Source organism: Roseivirga thermotolerans, assembly GCF_014653175.1.
GTDB classification, from domain to species: Bacteria; Bacteroidota; Bacteroidia; order Cytophagales; family Cyclobacteriaceae; genus Roseivirga; species Roseivirga thermotolerans.
The window spans coordinates 304,079-326,515 of the sequence record NZ_BNAG01000004.1; the positions used below are offsets into that span (position 1 = coordinate 304,079).

General features: G+C 44.5%; 17 protein-coding genes and 1 pseudogene. 11 read left to right on the top strand and 7 right to left on the bottom strand.

Features of this window, described 5'->3' with window-relative positions; translation table 11 throughout:
* Window positions 1–26 precede the first annotated feature (26 nt).
* On the bottom strand, window positions 27–515 hold the full coding sequence (locus IE164_RS15070; protein WP_189631080.1) for a gluconokinase: 489 nt from the start codon (window positions 513–515) through the stop codon (window positions 27–29).
* A 96-nt stretch (window positions 516–611) separates the two neighbouring features.
* On the opposite strand from IE164_RS15070, the gene IE164_RS15075 reads away from it, so the two are divergent.
* A complete protein-coding gene (locus IE164_RS15075) occupies window positions 612–1,031 on the top strand; it encodes an OmpA family protein (RefSeq protein WP_189631081.1) in 420 nt (139 codons plus the stop codon).
* A 193-nt stretch (window positions 1,032–1,224) separates the two neighbouring features.
* On the opposite strand, the gene IE164_RS15080 is transcribed toward IE164_RS15075, so the two are convergent.
* The gene (locus tag IE164_RS15080; RefSeq protein WP_189631082.1) at window positions 1,225–1,779 is read right to left on the bottom strand and encodes a DinB family protein; all 555 of its coding nucleotides are present in this window, start codon (window positions 1,777–1,779) and stop codon (window positions 1,225–1,227) included.
* 69 nt (window positions 1,780–1,848) lie between these two features.
* Here IE164_RS15080 and IE164_RS15085 point away from each other — a divergent pair, with 69 nt between their 5' ends.
* The 5 genes and pseudogenes from IE164_RS15085 to IE164_RS15105 all read left to right on the top strand — a co-directional run bounded on the left by IE164_RS15085 (window position 1,849) and on the right by IE164_RS15105 (window position 9,521).
* Entirely contained in the window at window positions 1,849–3,063 is a 1,215-nt protein-coding gene (locus tag IE164_RS15085; RefSeq protein WP_189631083.1) for a BaiN/RdsA family NAD(P)/FAD-dependent oxidoreductase, read from the top strand.
* A gap of 76 nt (window positions 3,064–3,139) precedes the next feature.
* Complete coding sequence (locus tag IE164_RS15090; protein ID WP_189631084.1) at window positions 3,140–6,175, top strand: WD40/YVTN/BNR-like repeat-containing protein; 3,036 nt, start codon at window positions 3,140–3,142, stop codon at window positions 6,173–6,175.
* Window positions 6,176–6,222: 47 nt separating this feature from the next.
* Window positions 6,223–7,578: pseudogene (locus IE164_RS15095) on the top strand (YfcC family protein).
* Between the two features lie 117 nt (window positions 7,579–7,695).
* Window positions 7,696–8,850: an acetylornithine deacetylase gene (gene argE, locus IE164_RS15100; RefSeq protein WP_189631085.1), complete on the top strand. Its 1,155-nt coding sequence runs from the start codon at window positions 7,696–7,698 to the stop codon at window positions 8,848–8,850.
* Entirely contained in the window at window positions 8,847–9,521 is a 675-nt protein-coding gene (locus IE164_RS15105) for a peptidoglycan DD-metalloendopeptidase family protein (protein WP_189631086.1), read from the top strand. The genes argE and IE164_RS15105 overlap by 4 nt, the downstream gene beginning before the upstream one ends.
* On the opposite strand, the gene IE164_RS15110 is transcribed toward IE164_RS15105, so the two are convergent.
* Window positions 9,518–9,895 carry a response regulator gene (locus tag IE164_RS15110; protein WP_189631087.1) on the bottom strand — a complete coding sequence of 126 codons (378 nt, stop codon included), beginning with the start codon at window positions 9,893–9,895 and terminating at the stop codon, window positions 9,518–9,520. The genes IE164_RS15105 and IE164_RS15110 overlap by 4 nt on opposite strands.
* Entirely contained in the window at window positions 9,892–13,386 is a 3,495-nt protein-coding gene (locus IE164_RS15115; RefSeq protein WP_189631088.1) for a PAS domain-containing protein, read from the bottom strand. Before IE164_RS15115 ends, IE164_RS15110 begins: the two co-directional genes overlap by 4 nt.
* A gap of 579 nt (window positions 13,387–13,965) precedes the next feature.
* On the opposite strand from IE164_RS15115, the gene proC reads away from it, so the two are divergent.
* The 4 genes from proC to IE164_RS15135 all read left to right on the top strand — a co-directional run bounded on the left by proC (window position 13,966) and on the right by IE164_RS15135 (window position 18,281).
* Window positions 13,966–14,808 carry a pyrroline-5-carboxylate reductase gene (gene proC, locus IE164_RS15120; protein ID WP_189631089.1) on the top strand — a complete coding sequence of 281 codons (843 nt, stop codon included), beginning with the start codon at window positions 13,966–13,968 and terminating at the stop codon, window positions 14,806–14,808.
* Between the two features lie 3 nt (window positions 14,809–14,811).
* On the top strand, window positions 14,812–15,591 hold the full coding sequence (gene proB, locus IE164_RS15125) for a glutamate 5-kinase (RefSeq protein ID WP_189631090.1): 780 nt from the start codon (window positions 14,812–14,814) through the stop codon (window positions 15,589–15,591).
* A gap of 10 nt (window positions 15,592–15,601) precedes the next feature.
* Complete coding sequence (locus tag IE164_RS15130; protein ID WP_189631091.1) at window positions 15,602–16,801, top strand: glutamate-5-semialdehyde dehydrogenase; 1,200 nt, start codon at window positions 15,602–15,604, stop codon at window positions 16,799–16,801.
* Between the two features lie 154 nt (window positions 16,802–16,955).
* Complete coding sequence (locus tag IE164_RS15135) at window positions 16,956–18,281, top strand: dipeptidase (RefSeq protein ID WP_189631092.1); 1,326 nt, start codon at window positions 16,956–16,958, stop codon at window positions 18,279–18,281.
* 104 nt (window positions 18,282–18,385) lie between these two features.
* On the opposite strand, the gene murB is transcribed toward IE164_RS15135, so the two are convergent.
* Genes murB through IE164_RS15150 form a run of 3 tightly spaced genes read right to left on the bottom strand, consistent with a single transcriptional unit; the run spans window position 18,386 to window position 21,567 of the window.
* Window positions 18,386–19,393 carry a UDP-N-acetylmuramate dehydrogenase gene (gene murB / locus IE164_RS15140; RefSeq protein WP_189631093.1) on the bottom strand — a complete coding sequence of 336 codons (1,008 nt, stop codon included), beginning with the start codon at window positions 19,391–19,393 and terminating at the stop codon, window positions 18,386–18,388.
* Window positions 19,394–19,399: 6 nt separating this feature from the next.
* On the bottom strand, window positions 19,400–19,852 hold the full coding sequence (locus IE164_RS15145; protein ID WP_189631094.1) for a DinB family protein: 453 nt from the start codon (window positions 19,850–19,852) through the stop codon (window positions 19,400–19,402).
* Entirely contained in the window at window positions 19,849–21,567 is a 1,719-nt protein-coding gene (locus tag IE164_RS15150; protein WP_189631095.1) for a phospho-sugar mutase, read from the bottom strand. The genes IE164_RS15145 and IE164_RS15150 overlap by 4 nt, the downstream gene beginning before the upstream one ends.
* A 293-nt stretch (window positions 21,568–21,860) precedes the next feature.
* Here IE164_RS15150 and IE164_RS15155 point away from each other — a divergent pair, with 293 nt between their 5' ends.
* Complete coding sequence (locus tag IE164_RS15155; RefSeq protein WP_189631096.1) at window positions 21,861–22,283, top strand: hypothetical protein; 423 nt, start codon at window positions 21,861–21,863, stop codon at window positions 22,281–22,283.
* The last annotated feature ends 154 nt before the right edge of the window (window positions 22,284–22,437 follow it).

Consider the following 22,437-nt stretch of genomic DNA (forward strand, 5'->3'; position numbering starts at 1 on the left):
AGTAATGAAGCCAAGAAATTAGTCAATTACTGTAAAGTGGAAAAATGTTCGGCCAGTAAATCAACCGATTTGGTAATATTGAGGGTGGCCGATAGGCGAAAAGCACTTGAAGGGATCTCTAGCGCATCGAGCTGAGATTGTACTAATGTAGCGGGCATAAAATGACCTTTACGTCTTTTTAGTCTTCTGTGAGCTTCTTCGGCAGTAATCTCTAAGTAAACCAGATGTAGTTTTAGGCGTTGGGCCAGGTACAACCTGTAACTTTCTTTAAGGGCGCTACAACCCAATACAAAACATGGCCTATGACTTTGTAATATGTGTTCTACTATGGCTGCAAGCCAAGGCCATCGGTCGTCATCGTCTAAAGGCTGCCCGCTGCTCATTTTCATTACGTTTTCGCGAGGGTGAAAATCGTCAGCATCTAAAAATGGCATGCCCATACGGTTGGCCAAGGCTTTTCCCACGGTGCTTTTACCTGCACCGCTTATCCCCATCACCACTATAACTTCTTTCAATGTTTTTTCCGTTTGTCACTTAAAATTCAGCAGTTCAAGTTATTTGAAAAACTCTACATCTGCCAAAGCGTTAATAGTCAGGTAATAAGGAGTTCTATGCTCAGGTGGTTTATTATATTATGGCTTTTAACGAGTACTCTATTCTCAGTAAACGCACAGACGTTTGGCGAGCCATCGGCTATTCGAAGTATTTATTTTGGAGGAGGAAGTGCCCGTGTGGACATACGCCAGGCCAATCAGCTAAAATTATTTCTGGACTCTATACCAAATATTCATGATTATTTTATCACAGTGCATAGCCATACCGACAATATAGGCGGCAAGGAGTATAATGAGCGGCTCAGTAAAATGAGGAGTCAGTCGGTAATTGATCTAATGCTAAAGCTGGAGAAGATTAAAAAGGAAATGATAGAGGTACGAGATTTTGGGCTATATAACCCGGTTTACGATAACTCAACCTGGGAAGGACGTATGAAAAACAGGCGGGTAGATGTAATTCTTTGGCTGGTTATTTAAAGAAACTGCCGAAATCAAAACCTTAAGGCTTTCTTTCGACAGCTTTTCTTTCGAGTGGTTTAGTGATGTGTCTACTACTGCCACAAGCTGTACCCACCCGGTATTTTATTACTGCTATTTCTGCCAACATCAATGGAGTTGAAACCCGGAGTCTGTTCTTTAGCTTGCCAGATTGGTCTCTCCATTATTGTTTTTAGAAAAGCTTTTCGGGTGGTGGTGTTACCCCTTTCATTCTCAGGTATACTGTAGTTTGCCCTCTGTGGTGAGTTTGGTGTTCAAACGCTTTTTTAAGCCACTCTACCCTGGAAATATTGAAGCCAAAAGATTCAACTTTTTCTTCGCCTTTGGTCATATCCATGTTTTTTACGGCAGCAATACACCAGTCGTAAGCTTCAACAGTGATATCCCGGAGGGCTTTTTTGTTATGATATTTGCTTTCCTTTTCAAGGTTTACCGTAGCGTAAATACGCTCAGCGCCCGTAGCATTGGCTACAATACCAATATTGCCCTGAGCCATGTGTAGAAATTGTTCGGCAAAGGTGCGTACTCCTTCGGTAGGTCTAAAAGTTATTCCGTCTTCAGGCATGGCATCAATATACTCCAATGAGTAGGCCTTAGCTCGTTCCCAGTCGGCAACGAAACCTTCTTTCATCGACTCCTCCACTGCAGAGTCTCCCGTTACGATCAGATTGGCCGAAGCAAATATGATGAGCGTAAGTGCTAAAATGGTTTTTGTGAAGTTTTTCATGAGATTTGAATAAAAGTGTCTTAAAGTCTTACGGTGATATTGGCAAAATGATTTGTTACTTTGATCCCCATGAACAATAGAGTGGCCATTATAGGTGGTGGAGCGGCCGGTTTTTTTGCAGCTATTTCGTGTAAAATGCACGCCCCAAATGCCAGGGTTGTGTTGTACGAAAAATCCGTCAAACTGCTGGCTAAGGTAAAGGTTTCCGGAGGAGGTAGGTGTAATGCAACGAATGGTTGCCAGGGTATTCCTACTTTTGCAGCGCATTACCCAAGGGGTGAAAAGCATCTTAAAAAAGCCTTTTCACAATTCAATGCCTCAGATACAATCGAGTGGTTTGAAAGTAGGGGAGTACAACTAAAGGAGGAAGCCGATGGGCGCGTATTTCCTGTGACGGACGATTCTCAAACCATAGTAGATTGCCTTTTGAATGAAGCCCGAAAGCTTAGGATTGATATTCAACTCAGTGCGGCCGTACAGGCCATTCAGAAAGAAGAAAATGCCTTTAAACTCCGTTTTAAAGAAGGAACCGAACAATTCGATAGAGTGATAGTGGCAACCGGTGGCAGTCCTAAACCAGAAGGTTTTGGCTGGTTAGAATCGCTCGGTCATCAGGTAGAATCGCCAGTGCCCAGTCTTTTTACTTTTAACATGCCCGGGCAGTCCATTACTCAGCTCATGGGGGTATCGGTGCCTGCCGCAGTTGTAAAAATTCAGGGTACACGCCTAATGGAAAAGGGACCTTTATTGATTACCCATTGGGGTATGAGTGGCCCGGCCATTTTGAAAACATCGGCCTGGGGTGCTCGTTTGCTTCACGAAATGAACTATAAGTTCATAGCTCATATTAACTGGTTGGGCCTTAGCGAAAAGGAGTTAAGGGAGATGTTAAGGCAAATACAGACAGACCACCCCAAGAAAAAAATTAAAAATCAGATGCCGCTGGGGCTTACACAGAGGCTATGGGAACATTTTCTGACAACCCTTGGAATAGACGAAGATAAGCCATGGGCTGAACTGTCGAAAAAGTCACTAAACCGTTTGGTGGAAAAACTCGGCAACGATCAGTATCCGGTGAACGGAAAAACCACTTTTAAAGAAGAGTTTGTGACAGCCGGGGGGGTAAAACTGGGTGAGGTAAACTTCAACACCATGGAGAGTCGGGTGGTTGAAGGCTTGTTTTTTGCCGGAGAAGTGCTCGATATAGACGGTATTACGGGAGGCTTTAATTTTCAGGCTGCCTGGACCACCGGCTACATTGCCGGAAAACACTGCCTGGCTTAGTTCCGCTCGTCAAAATGCTGCACCGCTTTTTGCAGTATTTATTTTAATTTCCCCATTCTTAAAATTTAAAACTATCATGAAGATTAGACATCTGATCATTACATGTCTTGCAGTGTTTTCTTCCGTGGGTCTACAGGCCCAGGATCTGCAGGGAATTCTTAAAAACTATGAGTTCCGAAACGTAGGCCCGCTAAGGGGAGGCCGTGTTACAGCCGTGGCCGGAGTAGCCAGCCAGCCCTCCGTTTTTTACATGGGAGCCACGGGTGGTGGCGTTTGGAAAACCGATGATTACGGAATGACCTGGAACAATGTATCAGATGGATATTTTTCAACCCCTTCTATTGGAGCCATATCGGTTTATCAAAAAGATCCCAATATCATTTATGTGGGTACAGGCTCTGACGGTTTACGCTCCAATGTGATTACGGGAAAGGGCATGTACAAATCTACCGATGCCGGTAAAACCTGGGAGTTTATAGGCTTAAAAGAAACCGGGCAGATTGGTGCTGTTGAGATTCATCCGGATAATCCCAATGTGGTTTATGTGGCTGCTATTGGTAAAGCTTTTGGTAAAAACGAAGAGCGCGGAGTATTTAAAACAGTCGATGGAGGAAAGTCCTGGCAAAAAGTATTGTATCATTCCGATAGTGTGGGTTTCTCCGATTTGGAATTGGCTCCTGACGACCCGAATACGATCTATGCCGGAGCCTGGCGTGCAGAACGTAAGCCCTGGACAATTATCAGTGGTTCGTCTGAGGGAGGCGTGTACAAGTCGACCGATGGAGGAGTGAACTGGACCAAACTTACCAACGGATTACCAACCCGACTGATCGGTAAGATAGATTTTGCCGTTTCGGCAGCGAAGCCGGAGAGGGTATATGCTAATATTGAAGCTTCAGACGATCAGGGCGGTTTGTACAGATCGGACAATCGTGGCGAAAGCTGGGAATTTGTTTCAGACAATTCTAACCTTACCAACCGGCCTTTTTACTACACCAATATTTACGCAAATCCGAAAAATGCCGATGTGGTGTTCAACAGTGCACTTCGCTTTTTAAAATCGACCGATGGGGGCAAAACCTGGCGGTCTGTGAGTACTCCTCATGGAGATAACCACGATATTTGGATTAACCCTAACGACACTTCCATTTGGATTCAGGCCAACGATGGGGGAGCAAACGTAACACTCAACAATGGCCGAACCTGGTCTACTCAGTTCAACCAACCAACAGCCGAGCTGTATCAGGTAGAGGTAGACGATCAATACCCGTATTGGTTATATGCCGGCCAGCAAGACAATTACAGCACTATTGCAGTGCCCAGTATGCCAACAGAAAGTGTGCAGTCGGGGAGCAATGCTTTTATCATAAACACCGGTGGTTGTGAAACAGGCCCTGCCGTGCCTAAACCCGGAAATCCCAATATTGTATACTCCAATTGCAAGGGGCGTTTTGGAGTATATGACAAGCGCACCGGCCAGGAATTACAGTACTATGTGGGGGCAACCAATATTTATGGACACAACCCCAAAGATCTTAAATTCCGTTTTCAGCGAGTGGCTCCCATTCATGTATCGCCTCATAATCCCGATGTAGTGTATCATACCTCACAGTATGTACACAAAACCACAGACGATGGAAAGACCTGGGAAATTATTTCGCCAGACCTGACAGCCTTTGAAGCTGACAAGCAGGTGGTACCGGGAGAACCAATTACCCGCGATGTAACGGGAGAAGAATACTACAGTACCATTTATGCCATTAGAGAGTCTACCTTGCAGGAAGGCCTTATTTGGGTAGGGGCTAATGACGGACCTGTGCATGTGACCCGAGATGGTGGTAAAACCTGGACCAACGTGACTCCTGATATGCCTAAAGGGGGCAGGGTAGATGCAGTAGAACCCTCACCTCATAATCCGGCCAAAGCTTACGTGGCCGTTTTGCGCTATCAATTAGACAATGACTTTAGCCCTTACATCTATAAAACAGAAGATTATGGGCAAACCTGGGAGCTCTTAACTCCCGGTAATAATGGAATACCGGCCGATTACCCTACCCGCGTGGTGCGTGAAGACCCTGAGAAAGAAGGGGTGCTCTATGCCGGTACCGAGTTTGGGCTTTTTGTGTCGTTCAATGATGGTAAAAACTGGCAGGCTTTTAACAATAACCTGCCTGTAACCCCAATTACAGACATTAAGGTGCATAATGATGACTTGGTGATGTCTACCATGGGTAGAGGATTTTGGATATTGGACAACATTATTAGCCTTAGAGAACTGGCCGATGTAAAAGATTATCAGGCTTATTTGTTCGATTTGAAAGACGGAATAAGAAACCGTATGAGAGCCTCTAGCGATTACAATGGCCCGGAATATCCATCGATGGGTGTTACAATTGACTACTACATAAAAGACCAAGACCAGCCGGTAAAGCTGGAAATTGTGAATAGTGAGGGTCAGGTGGTTCGTTCTTTTGTAAATGGAAGACCAAGTCCTCCGGTAGATAGAGAACGAGACATGTCTACGGAATTTTCTGAGCCGCCAGCCGCTGGAGGACTACCAAATAAGCAGGGAATTAACCGCTATGTATGGAATATGCGCCATGCAGGAGGCTGGAGTGAAAATCCAAGAAGGTCTTATCTTGGCAATGGGCCAATGGTATCGAATGGCACCTACACGGCCAGACTTACTGTGGGCGATCAGGTGATGGAAGAACAGTTTAAAGTGGTACTGGACCCAAGAGGCAGCCTGGTGAATGATGATGATGTAGCTGAGCAAGAGCGGTTGGCTTTGGAGATTCAGTCGTTTGCCGATGAGGTGGCTCAATTGGTAGCTACGGTAGCCAAGGCCAGAGAAGACCTGCAAAACAGCCTTGAAACTGAAAAAGCAAGTAAGAGAGCGCAACGCAAGAAAGAACAGTTAGATGCGATTTATTACCAATTGGTAACGCCTCCGGGTACATACATGCAGCCAATGTTGCAGTCACAGACCGGCTATCTTTCGAGCATGATTGGGCGGGCAGACCAACGTCCGGGGCAAGATGCTTATGAACGTTTTGAAGAATTGAAAAGCCGCTTCGAAGCAATTAAGAAAGAATTTGAGTCGCTTAAGTAGTGGCCGATAAGTCAATCAATAGGCTCCGTTTTAGCTTTCCACACCCAGTGGTAATGCTCTTCGGGATTTTAGTGCTCACAGCTTTGATGAGCTATCTAATACCCGCAGGAGTTTTTGATAGAGAAATAATTGATGGCAGGAGCCGGGTAATTCCCGGCTCTTATCATACCATAGACCCTACACCATTATCATTCCTCGATACTTTTCTGGCAATTCCCGGAGGTTTTGCCTCTGCTATTCCCATCATATTTGTGGTGCTTTCTTCGGGCATTATGTTCGGCATGTTAGAGAAGTCTGGCATGATCGAAAACGCGGTTGGTAGTTTTGTTAAAAGGCTGGGAGTGGAGAGAAGGTTGCTGGTTGTGGTGCTTCTAACTTACTTATATGGCTGTTTAGGAATCTTTATTGGGTATGAAAGCAATATTGCCCTTATTCCGCTTGCGGCCATTACTTCTCTTGCACTTGGTGGAGATCTTATACTGGCCGCTGGTATATCTGTTGGAGCGGTTACGGTGGGTTTTGGGTTGTCTCCGGTAAATCCTTATACCGTAGGAACAGGGCATACACTGGCACAAATGCCTATGTTTTCCGGATGGTTATTGCGACTTATTCTCTGTTTGGTGGCTTTAACGGTGTTAGCCTATTTTAACCTGCGGTACTTTAAAGAGATAATTAAGGAACCTGAGAAATCGCTCTCTCTTGGTATAGACACCAGCGGTTTAAAGCTTTCAAAACCTTTGCATACCTATGCCATGAGCACCAACAACTGGCTGGTGCTTTGGGCTTTTGTTTTAGGCATGATAGTTATGCTCTATGGGGTTTTTAAGTGGCACTGGTACATCAATGAAATTTCTGCCATGTTCATAATCATTTCTATTGTGGCAGGATTGCTATCGCGAATTAGCGGTAAAACTATTGGTGAGACCACCTTGCGATCGGTAGCGGTTGTGGCACCCGGGGCGTTTATGGTAGGCTTAGCCACCAGCATTAAGGTGGCCATGGAAATGGCCAATATTTCAGACACCATAGCCTTTAATCTTTCAGAAGGTCTTAAAGAATTGCCGCTTTATGCCAGTGCTCTGGCTATGTCAGGTTCGCAATGTGTCATTAATTTTTTCATACCTTCCGGCAGTGGGTAGGCCTTGGCTACTTTGCCCATAATGTTGCCTTTAGGAGATGTTTTGGGGCTTACCCGACAGTCCACAATTCTTGCCTTTCAGATTGGGTATGGTGTAACCAACCTGATCAATCCCACTCTCGGGGGGCTTATTGCTATGCTGGCTATGTGCAGAATTCCTTTCGACAAATGGATACGTTTTATCGCTCCGGTTGTAGGGCTGGTACTGCTTATGGCCTGGATTGGACTGAGCGTGTCGGTGGCCATTCATTGGGGGCCTGCCTAAAATTACCTTCGCTTTGCGACCGTTTGCAAAACCAAGGATTGTACTAATTTAGGCCACCGATTGACCAGCCAATGGCTGGCCGCATCGACAAACCTTGACTTACCGAACCTTATGCGTATGACCGTTGAAGAAATATTGTCTAAACTGGTGTCTTTTCCCGTCTTAGGAGGAGAAAGTAACCTTTCTATCATTCATTGGATACAGGAATACATAGAAAGCCATGGGGTGAAAACCACGTTGGTGCCGAATCCTGAAGGCACAAAAGCTTCATTACATTGTAGGATTGGGCCCGCAGTAGACGGTGGGGTCATCCTATCCGGTCATACCGATGTGGTTCCTGTAGAAGGTCAGGACTGGACCACAGATCCTTTTACTCTTACCGACAAAGGAGATGGCCTGCTCTATGGAAGAGGCTCATGCGATATGAAAGGGTTTGTAGCCTGTTGTTTGGCAGCCTTGCCCGATATGACCCGGGCCAACCTTACTAAACCAATTTACTTTGCCTTTTCATACGATGAGGAGATTGGCTGCCTTGCCGCTCCCGAATTGGCCCGAGCCATTAAAAGTCACTACACAGAGACTCCTCGTTTTGCCATTATTGGTGAACCAACCATGATGGTGCCAACTGTTGGACAAAAAGGGATTTGTATTTTTCAGACTAAAGTAACCGGTAGCCAAGGACATAGTAGCCGAATAAAACAAGAAGTAAGTGCTATACACGAGGCCATGCGTCTGATTCTCTGGTTAGAGTCTAAAATGGATGGATTAATTGCTTCGGGTTCGGTCGATCATCGATTTACACCCAATCATACGTCTATACACATAGGTAATATTTCCGGTGGGTTGGCGCCAAACATCATTGCCCAGGAGTGTGTATTCAACTGGGATGTAAGAACTATTCCTTCGGAAACTCCACAGCAAATATTAAAAGAATTTGAGGAGTATTGTCGCCAGAGAGAGGCTGAGCTGAAGCAGCGTTTTGCGGGGTTCAGGATTTCTACCACCAACAAACACCCTGCGGTTCCGGGGCTAGATACCCGTTCAAACCAGGCTATTGTAGCTTTGGTAAAAGAACTGGCGGCCAACGAGACCACCGATGCAGTTTCTTATGCGGCCGAGGCAGGGCAGTTTGCCGAAGTTGGTTTTGAAGCAATGATTTGTGGCCCGGGAGATATTGCACAGGCCCATAGGGCCGATGAATTTATAGCCAAAGAGCAGCTTGCACTGGGGGGGGAGTTTATGAATCGGTTAATTAAAAAATTTTCTGAATGAACCTGTCAAAGTTACTTGCTGAAGCCGGTATTTCGGCCGTACAACCCATTCGGTTTGGCTCCGGTGAATTTTGTCAACTGGACTTAAGTAAAAATAACCCTTCATTGGAGCGTATAGACCTGAACGATGAAGAGCAATTTACAGCACAGGTTTTCGGCCAGTTGAAGGCCAATGGAGCCAGAGTGGGTATTGGTGGATATTTGGAAGAACGGGGCTTGTATTCGCGCAGCGAGCTTTTTACTGAAGATGAACCCCGCACCATTCACCTGGGTATCGATTTATGGGCACAGGCCGGCACAGCTGTTTATGCACCTTTTAAGGGTGTTGTCCATTCGTTTGACAACCGCAGGTTTCATGGCGATTACGGTCCGGTAATTATTCTTGAACACGAGGAGGCCGGCCTTACTTTCTATACTTTGTACGGGCATTTGAGTACCATGTCTTTACACGGATTGTATGAGGGTAAGCCCATTAGGAAAGGGGAGCAGTTTGCTAGTCTGGGAGCTTACCACGAGAATTTTCATTGGCCCCCTCATCTTCATTTTCAATTGATAATGAATATGGAGGGCTTTCATGGCGATTATCCCGGTGTTTGCAAGGCTTCGGAAAAGGGCAGGTACTTACAAAATTGTCCCAATCCTGAATTCATCGTCATGGCGGGGATACACTAGGTAAAGAGTTCTCCCACGTGTTTCTTTAAAAAGTCCACGGAAAGAGGTTTAATTTCGAAACCGTTTACCTCAGGGTATTTTGCAGCCTTTTGTTCATCTTCGGGGTTTATGGAAGAGGTGAGAATAAATATACGTGTACCATCGTGCCCCTCAATGTTCTGGTAGGCATCCAGAAAGTCCCATCCGCTCATGGTAGGCATGTTAATGTCTAGAAAAATGATATACTGGCCTGGGGCTTCTTTAAGGTAGTCCAGGGCCTGTTTACCATTGAGAAAAGTCTTGATGGTTAAAGGTACAGAAGTGAATTTTTTAAGAATAATTTCATGCAAAACATTGGTTGGCTGGTCATCATCCACTAATAAAATCTTCCTCATTTTAGCTCAGTAGTTTTGTTCGAAATTTCACCAATAATTTGATCCAATTCTTTGGCCGAGTCTAATATTACCTTTTTTATTTCATCAAAACTAAGCGATTCAACCTCATTCTCATTGAGTAAAGCCACATAACCCATAAGACGGGCCAATGGAGCCCGTACAACGTGCGACTGTATCCAGGCAATTTCACGTAGGCTTTTATTTTGCTCTTCAATTTTTTTCATGCGCAGTTTGGACTCCGTGATGTCCATTACGGAGCCTACCACTCGTATGGGTTTGCCAGTTTTATCGCGCAAAATTGCACAGCGATCTATAACGTAAGACACTTGGTTGTTCTTATCCAAAATACGGTATTCTTGCTGCCAAACCTCATCGGTGCCTTTCATGGCTTGTTCAAAGCTTTTCCATGAGCTTTCCTTATCGTCAGGGTGTATGCGCTCAAACCATGAGTTTTGCTTACTAAAGTCTTCAGACTCTTCAAGGTAGAAATTAGACTCTCCACCTCGAGTAATGGCTCCACTGTTGGGGTCGTAATCCCATATAATCTGGTTACTGGCGTGTATGGCCAACTGAAAGCGCCTGTTACTTACAGCCAGTTGCTGCTCAAAGTCTTTTCTCTCGGTAATGTCTTGAATAGTGCCCTCCATGTATCGCGTTAGGCCACTAGAGTTTTTAACCACATGTACTTTTTGGTATACCCATCGTAATTGATTGTCGGCCGTAATGATCCGGTGTTCCAACTGAATGTTGTCTTCAGCCTTTATTACGTTTTTCAACCACTCATTCATTAGCTCCAACTCATCGGGGTGAAAGGTAACGTGCAGGTTGTCTACGGTTGGGGTAAAGCTTTCTTTGGAGTACCCGTAAATGCCATATGTTTCTTCAGACCACTCGAAGTGACTGGTGTTAATGTCTTTTCGCCAATAGCCAATGAGCGCGAGTTCCTGGGTATTTTTGAGTCTCTGGTTGGTGCGTTTTAAATGGCTTTGTACCTGTTTTTGTTCTGTAATATCTTTTCCCACAAAGAGCAATAGATCATCGGCTACACTATACCCCATATTGAGCAATACCCATACAAGGTCGCCAGTTTTGGTGGTCAGCCTTATTTCATAGCCAATCGGATTGGCCTGATCTTTATAGGGCTCAAGTAAAATCTGATCGATTATTTGAGAGTCATCGCTATAAATAAAGTCTCGAATGCTCATGGTACTTACGGACTCCCTGCTGTACCCTAAAACCTGCAGAAAAGTATTGTTGGTTTCTTTTAGCAAACCATCCCGATTAGTAGAAAAGTGTAGGTCGGGCGATATGAGCTGAAACTGGCGGTTTCGCTCTTCGAGCAATCGCTGCTTGAGCAATGGGGCAATGGCCTGGCCCATAGCGGCTATGGTTTCCTTAAGGTTTATGAAGTCGCCTTTGTCATGGCTGGATAAGAACACCAGTACCCCTAAGAATTCTTTGTTGTTGATTATTGGAACACCAAGGGCACCCTTAAGCTTAAAGTCGTTTACTAAATCGGCCCTGACAAACTCTGTTTCAGGTTGGTCGATGCTGTGCCACATAATGGCCTCTTGTTTTTCCCAGACTTTACCCGGTAGTCCTTTGCCTTTAGCAAAGCTGGAAACATTACTCTTTTCGCTGTAGGCCAGTAGCCCCATCGATTCTTTGAGGAAGAACTCAACCCGATTGAGTTTGGGCTCATCGTGCGACTTGAGCCATATTTCACAAATATCGAATCGTGTTTCTTCCACTATGGTGCGCAAGGCAGATTTAAGACTGTCTCTGAGTGGTTCTGCTTGTGAAAAAGTAGCAATAAGCGTATGCAGAACATCTTTTATGCGCTGCTTAAGTATGGATTCACTAATATCTCGCACAGTTCCTACCAACCGAATGGCATGTCCGTTTTTATCGCGTATAATGTGGCCGGAGTCTATAATGGTATAATAGTTTCCATTTTTTCCCCTAAACCGGTATTGCAAAATGCAGCGATCTTTGGTCTGATCTTCCAGAACAGCCTTAAGGCTATCGTACACATAGCCCACATCTTCCGGATGAATATTGGGAAACCAGAATCCTTCTTTATTCCAGTCGGCCTCTTCATAGCCAAACAGGGCTTTTAGGCTTTGCCCGGTACGCTCCACGTGGTTGGAAGCCAGATCCCAGTCGTAAATGTGATCTCTGGAGGTCATGCTGGCCAGGCGGTATCGCTCATTGGCTATTTCCAACTCATGTTCTGTACTTACTTGCCCGGTCACGTCTTTGGCATTGATCACAATTCCCTTTACTGCGGGGTTGTCGATCATATTGGTGAGTTGCATTTCAATGAGGATGGTATGACCATAGGCCGTGGGCACTTGAAAAGGTCTGAGCTGGGCAGAACCTTCATTGAGAGTTTCTTCTATTTTGGATCGAACATAGTCTACCTCAGACTTATCAATTAAATCATAGATGTAGCTTCCCACCAATTGTTTGGCCGGTTTGCCCAGTTTTTTCTCGCAGGTAGGGCTCACATAAGTGTAGCAACCATCGCGATTCATAATGGCCGTCAGGTCGTTGCTTTTTTCAACAATCGATTTGAATTTCTTTTCACTTAAGGCCAGTTCTTCTTTTATCTGCAGATTACAAACGGCCTGGGAGACACTACTTACTACAGTTTCAAAGAATTTTATCTCTTCACTGGTCCATTGCCTGTCTTTTTTGTAGTCATCAAAACAGATGTAGCCACCGGTAGAGTCTTCTTTTTGTACCGGAGCCAGATATAGCGATTTGGTGGTTTCAGGATTTGTGTACAGGTGTTCTTTAAAGACCTCCAGTGCCTCATCGAAGGCTTTGATAACAATTTTTTCGCGAGTCTTTTCTAGTAAGGCTACGGGGATAGTGGGAGCTTTCTCTGGGTTTTCTACCACAAACTCATGGTCTTTCCAGATGGCATATACCTGGCCATGCTTGCTGTTGCTGCTTATTTTAAAATAGCAAATGGAATCTATCTCTGCTACCGAAGCCACTAGCTCAAATGTACCTGAAAGGGCCTCATCAATGGTTTCGCAACTCAACAAGTAGGAGTTAACTTCTGAAATAGTGGTAAGAAAAAGCTGTTGCTGCAAGAGCTTATTGTCTTTTTCCCGGTCATCGGTTAGATCAATCACACTCACTAGCTCGCCCGGGCGACCGTCATAGTCTATGGTGTTTCCTTTAATGTGTACGTAGAGTATCCGCCCGTCTTTGGCCTTGTGTCTGTACACTCGCTGTGGGGCTTTTTCGGCTTTGCTTTTGAGTCGATCTATGGCTTTGAGCAGTAACTGAACATCTTCTTTAGGTCTGATGTCCTTCAGTGTCATACTCAAAAACTCTTCCCGGCTGTAGCCATAGAGTCGAATGGCCGAGTCGTTCACATAGAGAAAACGCAGACTTTCAAGGTCATATACCCACATAGGGAAGGGGCTTAGGTCTATGACCTGCTTAAACGATTTAATATCGTTTACTACTTCCATATTTGGGATTTGGTTCATGGGTATAATTATCCAACTTAATAGATGTACAATAAGTTACTCAATAATTCAACTACGTGCAATGGAGGTGAAGAATGTATAACCAGCTATAAACTTATTCTGACGATTGTTAATGAGAATCGGAGGTGACCCGATGTAAAACCAGCATGGTTGAGGCAGGCACTGGTATAGCAATCAATCATTCATTGTACTAAAGCTAGTTAAAAATTGTGGTTTGTTAATACAATACCATTGCATTCTCTCGAAAGATAAGGGTTCTTTGAAAGGGCTGGCTCCATTTCTTAGACTTTGATATTCAATCGTTTTCAGGGTTTTTGAAAAAAATCTGAACTATGCCGCCCTCTTTGTGTTTTATTAGTGTTATGAGCTACGCAGAGAATAGAATACATCCAAAAGATAGTATCGAGTCTCATCCTACAGGCCTGTTTCTGGCCAAATGCTCCTTTAGAAGTTAAGATGCTTTGAAATACTTTCTCTGATCCCGGCATTTTCATGTTCGGGCTGAAAGCTATTGTCAATTCATTTGTCAAACCATCATTCATTTTTAATCACAAATAAATTATGAAAGTACTAGTTATTGGGGCAGGTAATATGGGCCTCACTTACGCCTCGGCTATTGGAAAGTCGGGCTACCTGAAAAAAGAAGATCTAATGGTCTACGATAAGTCTATTGAATTGAGGGAAACCTTAAAGAAGGCCAATGAAAACTTTGAGGTATATGACACCCTGGAAGAATGTTTGCCTGTGAGTGATATCATTTTTTTGGCTGTCAAGCCTTATCACAACGATGAGCTTATGGCCGAAATGAAGGAAATGATGAACGATCAGCAGTTGGTCATTTCGATAATGGCCGGAGTAACCATAGAAACCATTCAGAAAGGTTTGGGCATTAATAAGGTAGTTAGAGCCATGCCTAACCTTCCGGCTCAGGTAGGAAAGGGCATGACCTCATACCTGGCGGCTCCCGAAATTTCACGCATTGAACTCTGGATGGTCGAAGACTTACTCAACTCCACAGGAAAATCGGTTAGGGTCGATTCACAGATGTTTATTGATGCATCCACGGGTATTTCCGGTAGCGGTCCTGCCTATGTATTCTATTTTATGGAATCCATGATGGAAGCAGCCAAGAGCATGGGCTTTTCTGATAACGATGCAAAAGTGTTGGTAAGCACCACCTTTGAAGGAGCCATTGAGCTCTTTAACAAAAACAAACTATCGCCCAACGGTTGGATGAAACGAGTGGCCTCTAAGGGAGGAACTACCCAGGCTGCTCTGGCTTCTTTAGAAGATAACAATGTAAAAGAGCTGATTCATGATGCGGCTTACGCTGCTTTTAACCGGGCCGTAGAGCTGGGACAAACTAAAGAAGAGAAAGAACAACTTGAAGAAGTAGAAAAATAGGTTTTGGAGAAATCAGAAAAGAAAAGAATAGTAATTAAAGTGGGTACTAACGTACTCACCAATAAAGACAACCGATTAGTAAGACCCATCATTCATCAAATAGTGAAGCAAATTGCGGAGCTGTATGAACAGGATATTCTTTCCGTACTCATCTCTTCGGGTTCGGTGATTTCCGGAAAAGAGGTAGTGGGCAGTTGCAATATAAAAGATAAGGCCACCCGAAGACAGGTATTTTCATCGGTAGGACAGCCCCGCATGATGCGCCAGTACTACGAAACATTCCATGATTACGGCATGAAATGCGCTCAGGTGTTGGCTACCAAACGAGATTTTAACCCGGGAGTATGGAGAGAAAACATGATTAACTGCTACGAGGGGCTACTTTCAGAGGGTATAATACCCATTGCCAATGAAGACGATGCCACCTCAGTTTCGCACTCCATGTTTACCGACAACGATGAACTGGCCAGTCTGGTAGCAGAATTAATAGGCGCAGATATGCTCATTATTCTGACCGATACCCATGGCCTTTACAATGGCCACCCAGATGATGATGGCACAAAAATAATTAGAGAGGTAAAGGCCGATGAACGCCTGGACCACTACATACGAGAAAGTGGCAAGGGCGAGGCAGAAGGTAGAGGAGGAATGGGCTCCAAACTTAAAATTGCCCAAGGTGCGGCCGCTAAAGACATTACCACCTACATAGCCAATGGAAAGCGTGAACGAGTGATACTGGATATTGTGGAAGGCAAACGGGTAGGTACAAAGTTTACATCATAAAATATTGACAATGAATTTATTAGATACAGATATAAAGAATAAGGTTTTAGATACAGTTATAGAATTGCTCGACCGGCACAGAGCTGAAATAATTCAGGCCAATTCGCTGGACTTGAAGGCCTTTAACAAGGACGATAGAGCCATGTATGATCGGCTGGTGGTCGATGATAATAAAGTGGATGGAATGATAAAAGCCGTAAAAGAGGTGAGGGAGCAGGAAGACCCGGTGGGTAAAACACTATCGGAAGTAGAGCGCGACAATGGACTGAAAATAGTCAATAAAACGGCTCCCTTCGGTACCATTATGATCATCTATGAGTCCAGACCCGATGTTACGGTAGAGGCGGCTGTATTGGCTTTTAAAGCCAATAATAAAATTTTGCTTAAAGGAGGTAAAGAGGCAATTCATACCAACAAAGTGTTGGTAGACCTATGGCACAAAGCCCTTAGGCTCAATGGCCTTTCTGACGAGTATATTCAATTGCTCAACCTGAAAAGAGAAGAAACACAGGCCTTTCTCAAGAATCCTACTCAGCCCATAGATCTGATTGTACCTCGCGGTGGCGAGCGGTTGATTCAATTTGTGAAAGACCATGCGGCCTGCCCGGTATTGGTATCGGGGCGAGGCAACAACTTTATTTATGTGGACCATACGGCCGACTGGGAACAATCCATTAAGGTAATACTCAATGCAAAAACCGATAAGATATCGGCCTGTAATGCTTTAGATAAAATATTGATTGACAAGAGATTGCCTGATTTTGAGAAGAAGCTAGTTCATCTGCAAAAGGCATTACACGAATTTGAAGTGGCTTTGCTGGTCGATGAGCAGGTAAAAGAAGTATTGCCCAATGAACAAGTAATAGAAAATGAAGAAACATGGTATGAAGAGTTTTTGGCACTCAAAGCATGCGTAGCGCTTGTGAGTGACGAATTAGAGGCCATAGAGAAAATCAACAAGTACTCTGGTGGCCACTCTTCTGCCATTATGACTAACGATATGGCTAAAGCCAGAGAATTTATGGATAGGGTAGACAGTGGAGCCGTTTACCATAATGCATCCACCCGATTTACAGATGGTGGGCAGATGGGTGTGGGGGCCGAACTGGCCATAAGTACCGACAAGCTTCACCACCGGGGGCCATTAGGCCTCGAACAGTTGGTTACCAACAAATACTATGTATATGGCCAAGGGCAGGTAAGGGTTTAAATACACGCCCCATACATACACTTTTCAGGCAACTATCTCTGTCAACCAGAGGTAGTTGCTTTTCCTTTTTTATGACCATTGAAAGAATTGTATTCTCAGAAAGTCATAATAGTGATTAGATTCAAGGGAGAATTCAACCTAATTTAAAACAAACATGATAAAACGATTTTTAAGCCTGGCTTCGGCTACACTCATTTTTTGGTCGTGTGGTCCCAAAGAAAAGGAAACCACTGATGTGAGCAATATGACAGAAGAAGAGCTAATTAATTATGCCAAAGGTGTTCACGACCGGGTAATTACGCTCGATACGCATGACGACATCAACACCACCAACTTTACAGAAGAAACCAATTACACTCAGCGTCTTTCCACGCAGGTGAACCTGCCAAAAATGGAAGAAGGGGGGCTGGATGTAGCCTGGTTTGTGGTGTATACCGGACAGGGAGAACTTTCTGAGGAGGGATATGCCCGAGCTTATGAAAATGCCGATGACAAATTCAAAGCTATTCACAGACTGTGCGAAGAAATTGCTCCGGATAAAATTGAGCTGGCCTACACCTCTGACGATGTGCGCAGAATTGTAGCCGCAGGGAAAAAAGTAGCCATGATTGGAGTGGAAAATGCCTACCCGCTGGGAATGGAAATAGACAGGGTGAAGGAATTTTACGATAGAGGTGCGCGTTACATGTCGCTCTCTCACAATGGTCATAGCCAGCTGAGCGACTCTAACACGGGCGAAAGAGACTCTGTTTGGTTGCATAATGGATTGAGCGATTTTGGTAAACAAGTGGTGGCCGAAATGAACAAGTGGGGCATAATGATCGACCTGTCTCACCCTAGCAAAGAGGCCAATATGCAAGCCATGCGATTGAGTAAAGCTCCGGTAATTGCTTCGCACTCTTCGGCCAGAGCTTTGAATGACGTGAGCCGAAACATGGACGATGAGCAACTAATGATGCTGAAAGAGAATGGTGGGGTAATTCAGACCGTGGCGTTTAAGAGCTACGTAAATGCCGAAAAGAACCGCTTGCACAGCGAAAAGATGAATGAAGTGATGGAGCGAATTGCCGGTGAAGAAGGCTTTGAGATCAAATCCAGAAGTGAGCTGAGAGAAATGTCGGCCGAAGATCGGGAATCCTATTACGAGCAGCTCTCTGCCTTTAGAGAGAAGCACGGAGAAACCATTGAGAAAGAAGTTAATGCAGTGGCTCCACCGGTTGATGTAGCCGACTTTGTAGATCATATCGACTATTTGGTGAAAAAGATAGGCCTTGAGCATGTGGGCATAAGCTCCGATTTCGATGGTGGAGGGGGTATTGAAGGTTGGAGCGATGCTTCAGAGACCTTTAATGTGACGCTCGAACTCGTAAGAAGAGGCTACACCGAGGAGCAGATAGCCAAGTTGTGGAGTGGAAATCTGCTGAGAGTATTGGATGAGTGTCAGGCCATAGCCAAGAAAATACAGGCCGGAGAGCTTTAGAATACCAGTGATTGGGTTAGAATGCCCTAAGGAGCATTGAGTTCCATAAAAACCCTTCAGTACTACGTGTATTGAAGGGTTTTTTTAGTTTATGTAAGCGCATGCTAAATAATATTAACCTCCGGGTGCAACTCTATACCAAATTTTTGACTTACTGAAGCTTGAATATCAAAAGCCAACTCTTTGATGGCATTTCCATTTCCTCCACCATAGTTTACCAAAACCAGTGGTTGTAGCTTATGCACCCCAATATTACCAAAAGTCTTTCCTTTCCATCCGGCTTGCTCAATGAGCCAGGCTGCAGGGATTTTCACTTTACCATCCGGCTGATTGTAGCCCGGTACATTGGTGAACTCCGCCTTTAAACCCTCATAATCAATTTTATCTACTGAAGGATTTTTGAAGAAACTGCCTGCATTACCAATTTGTGCGGGGTCGGGGAGTTTGCTTTGCCTTATTTTGATAACAGCATCTGAAATAGCCTTTATGCTCAACTGCGTTACCCCCATTTCATCAAGGGTTTGCTGTATGGCTCCATAGGAAGTGTTGAACTCATGGGCTTTGGTGAGTTTGAAAGTAACCGAACAGATAATGAAACGGCCTTTAAGTTCCTTTTTAAAGACACTTTCGCGATAGCCGAAAGCACATTCGGCATGGTTAAATCGCCTCAGTTGGCCACTGGCAATCTCCAGGGCTTCTAAATGATCGAATACCTGCTCTATTTCTACACCGTATGCACCAATATTTTGCATGGGAGCTGCCCCCACAGTACCCGGAATAAGCGAAAGGTTTTCAATACCTCCCCAACCATTTTCAATGGCTTTTAGTACAAACTGATGCCAGTTTTCACCAGCCTGAACTTTTATATAGTAGTGCTCCTCTGTTTCTTCAATGAGTTCTACACCCATTAACCCGTTTTTTAAAACCAGTCCCTCAAAATCGCGCGTTAGCAACACATTGCTTCCTCCGCCCAATACGAGAAGGGGCATGCCTGCGCTTTGCTCAAGCGCCTGCTGCAATTGGTCAACCGACCGAAAGGTGAAGAAATGGGACGCTTTGGCTTCAATACCAAAGGTGTTGTACGACTTTAGCGATACGTTTTTTTCGAACATGAACGATTACTTATCAAAGAGCCTGCGATGATAATTGAGCTGACCCAAGTGGTAGTTAAGGTGACCATAGAGGTGATAAATAAAGCTGAGGGTGCTCATTTCCTTGTTGAAAACATTGACAGGATAAACCTCAGAAAGCTGAGTTTCTTGTATGTTTTCAAGGGTTTCGGTTACAATTTTTCGGGTTTGTTTAATCTGATCTATGATCTCCGATCGCTTTACATCTTTGAGATTAAACTCATCGTCACGCTGCCTAATGTAGCCACTACCACCCAAAATGGCCCCAATAAAATGCCTGAGATTGCCGCAAAGGTGCAGGGCCAAATTACCGCCACTGTTGGCAATGTCGCCTCCAGTCAGCCACAAGTTTTCCTCCTTTTTATATGATTTTACTTCTTTCAGGAGCGTATCTAACTCCCTTTGATAAAGCTCTATTAATGGTTCTATTATAGCACTCATAGTTTTAAATCAGCTTTTATATGCTCTATTTTGGCCTTTAGGCTCTCTTTTACCTGTTGGTAGGCTTCGCTGTTGGCTAAAGGCGCGTTTACACTTATATAAAATTTTATTTTTGGCTCTGTGCCTGATGGCCGGGCCGATACTTTGGAGCCATCCTGAAGCAAAAACTGAAGTACATTAGATTTTGGTAAATCAATTGTCGTCTCATTGCCAGTTAGCAGATCTTTGCTTATTGAAGCCTGATAGTCAATGCTTCTGACCACCTGCTGACCCGCCAGTGTTGCGGGAGGGTTGGCCCGGAAATCGGCCATCATTTGCTGAATTTCTTCTGCTCCCTTCATGCCTTTTTTAGTAATGGAAATGAGGTCTTCCAGATAAAATCCATATTCCCGATAGATTTTGGCCAGCAGGTCGAAAACGGAGAGCCCCTGGTCTTTGGCCCAGGCACACATTTCGGCTAGCATGGCACATGAAGCAATGGCATCCTTGTCGCGCACAAAGTCGCTGATCATGTAGCCATAACTTTCTTCTCCACCACCAATAAACTCCTTTTTACCTTCCAATTCTCTAATGAGAGCGGCTATAAACTTGAAACCCGTTAAGGTATTGGGGCAATCAACCCCAAAGCCTGTGGCCATCTTATCCAGAAGGTCAGTAGTTACAATGGTTTTTACAATCATTTGCCGGCCATCCAGCTTGCCCTTGTTTTTCCACTGAGTAAGCAGGTAGTAGATGAGTAGGGTAGCGGCCTGATTTCCATTAAGAATCTCAAACTCCCCGCTCTCGTTTTTAGCCGCAATTCCCACACGGTCGGCATCGGGGTCGGTGGCCATCACCAGATCGGCATTTATAGCTTTGGCTTTGGCCAGGGCTATGCTCATGGCTTCTCGTTCTTCCGGGTTGGGATATACCACCGTTGGGAAATTACCATCGGGAGTAGCCTGCTCTTCTACCACCGTAACGTTTTTAAAGCCCTTGCGCTCTAACACTTCGGGCACCAGGGTGATGGCAGTGCCGTGAATAGGAGAGAAGACTATTTTGAGTTGATTCTGTCGCTCAATTGCCTCAGCATTAAGTGTGAGGTTCAAAATTTCATTGATGTAGGCCTCATCAACTGCCCGTCCGATAAGTTCAATCTTGCTATCATCTTTTTCAAACTTTACCTGTTCTACTCCGGAAATAGCCTGAACTTCTTTGATGATGTTTTTATCGTGAGGGGATATTACCTGAGCACCATCTTCCCAATAGGCTTTATAACCATTATATTCTTTGGGGTTGTGCGAAGCAGTTAGTACCACACCACTTTTGCACCCAAGCTTTCTAATCGCATAGGAGAGTTCCGGGGTAGGTCTCAACTCCTCAAACAGGTAGACGTGAATGCCATTGGCCGAAAAAACAGCGGCTGTTGTTTCGGCAAAAAAACGGCTGTTGTTTCGGCTGTCATGAGCAATGGCCACCTTTACCGTTTCATTCGGAAAGCATTTTTTCAGGTAATTGGCCAGGCCTTGAGTGGCCATTCCAACAGTGTATTTATTCATTCGGTTGGAGCCTACACCCATTATACCCCTCAGGCCTCCGGTGCCAAATTCAAGGTCTTTGTAAAACGCATCGGCCAGATCGGTATCAGACATGGCTCTTATCGATGCTTTGCTGTCTTCATCAATGCCCGAATTGAGCCAGGTATTTATTTTTGCTTGTATTTGTTCGGTGATCATACGTTCAGTTTAAGCGTGGTGCACATCAGAGTTGTTAAGTGAAAAACTCAAATGCATGTGGTTTATTATTACTTGTAAAAATGAGTCTCTGAATACACTTCAAAAATAGATGTCCATTTGGATTGGAAAAAGGAATTGCCGGTGAATATATGACAAGAAGTAATCCTTTGGGTTTCGGGTAGGGCTTTCCACTTCATAAAAAACCGGATTAGTGGCCTCCTTTTCCCAGCTTTTCTATTGAGAGTTTGGAAGTTAAAAATGAACTCAACAGCTTTGCACACAAACGATAATTCATGGACGTAGATAAACTGAACAGGGACTTTGCATTGATTGCAGATAAAATCAACGAATTAGACGAGTTGGACTATAACGATGAGCGTTATGATGATCTGGAAGAGGAGCTGCACGACTTGGAAGATGCTTTTATAGAGGAGTTTGGTGCCGATTTGGAAGAGGCCATTGCACTGGTTCACGATGAATTTTGCCCCGATAACGAGGTACTTTTGCCAATTGCCTACTTTGCCAAAAACTATATCAGAAACCAAAAAGACAATCAGGGCCGATATAGCTACGATGTGGAGTATGGAGAGGGTGTTCCGGTTCAGGTAGATGACTTCCCCGATCAGGAGGTACGTTTGGTATTGGTACCCGGACCAACGCGTCTCATTGTTACAGTGGGTAATACGGCCAAGCAGGTGGCCTGGAGAGCAAAGTAATTGAAGTTATAGGCCTCGCATGTCGTAATATTTTGCCACCATTAATGTTTTCGCAAATGGTTGTTAAAAGACGCTGTGAGTACACAGTTTATGGCTAGTATACTGGGTCTAACAAAATGTGATCTAAATAAGTAACCCCATAAATTGATCATAA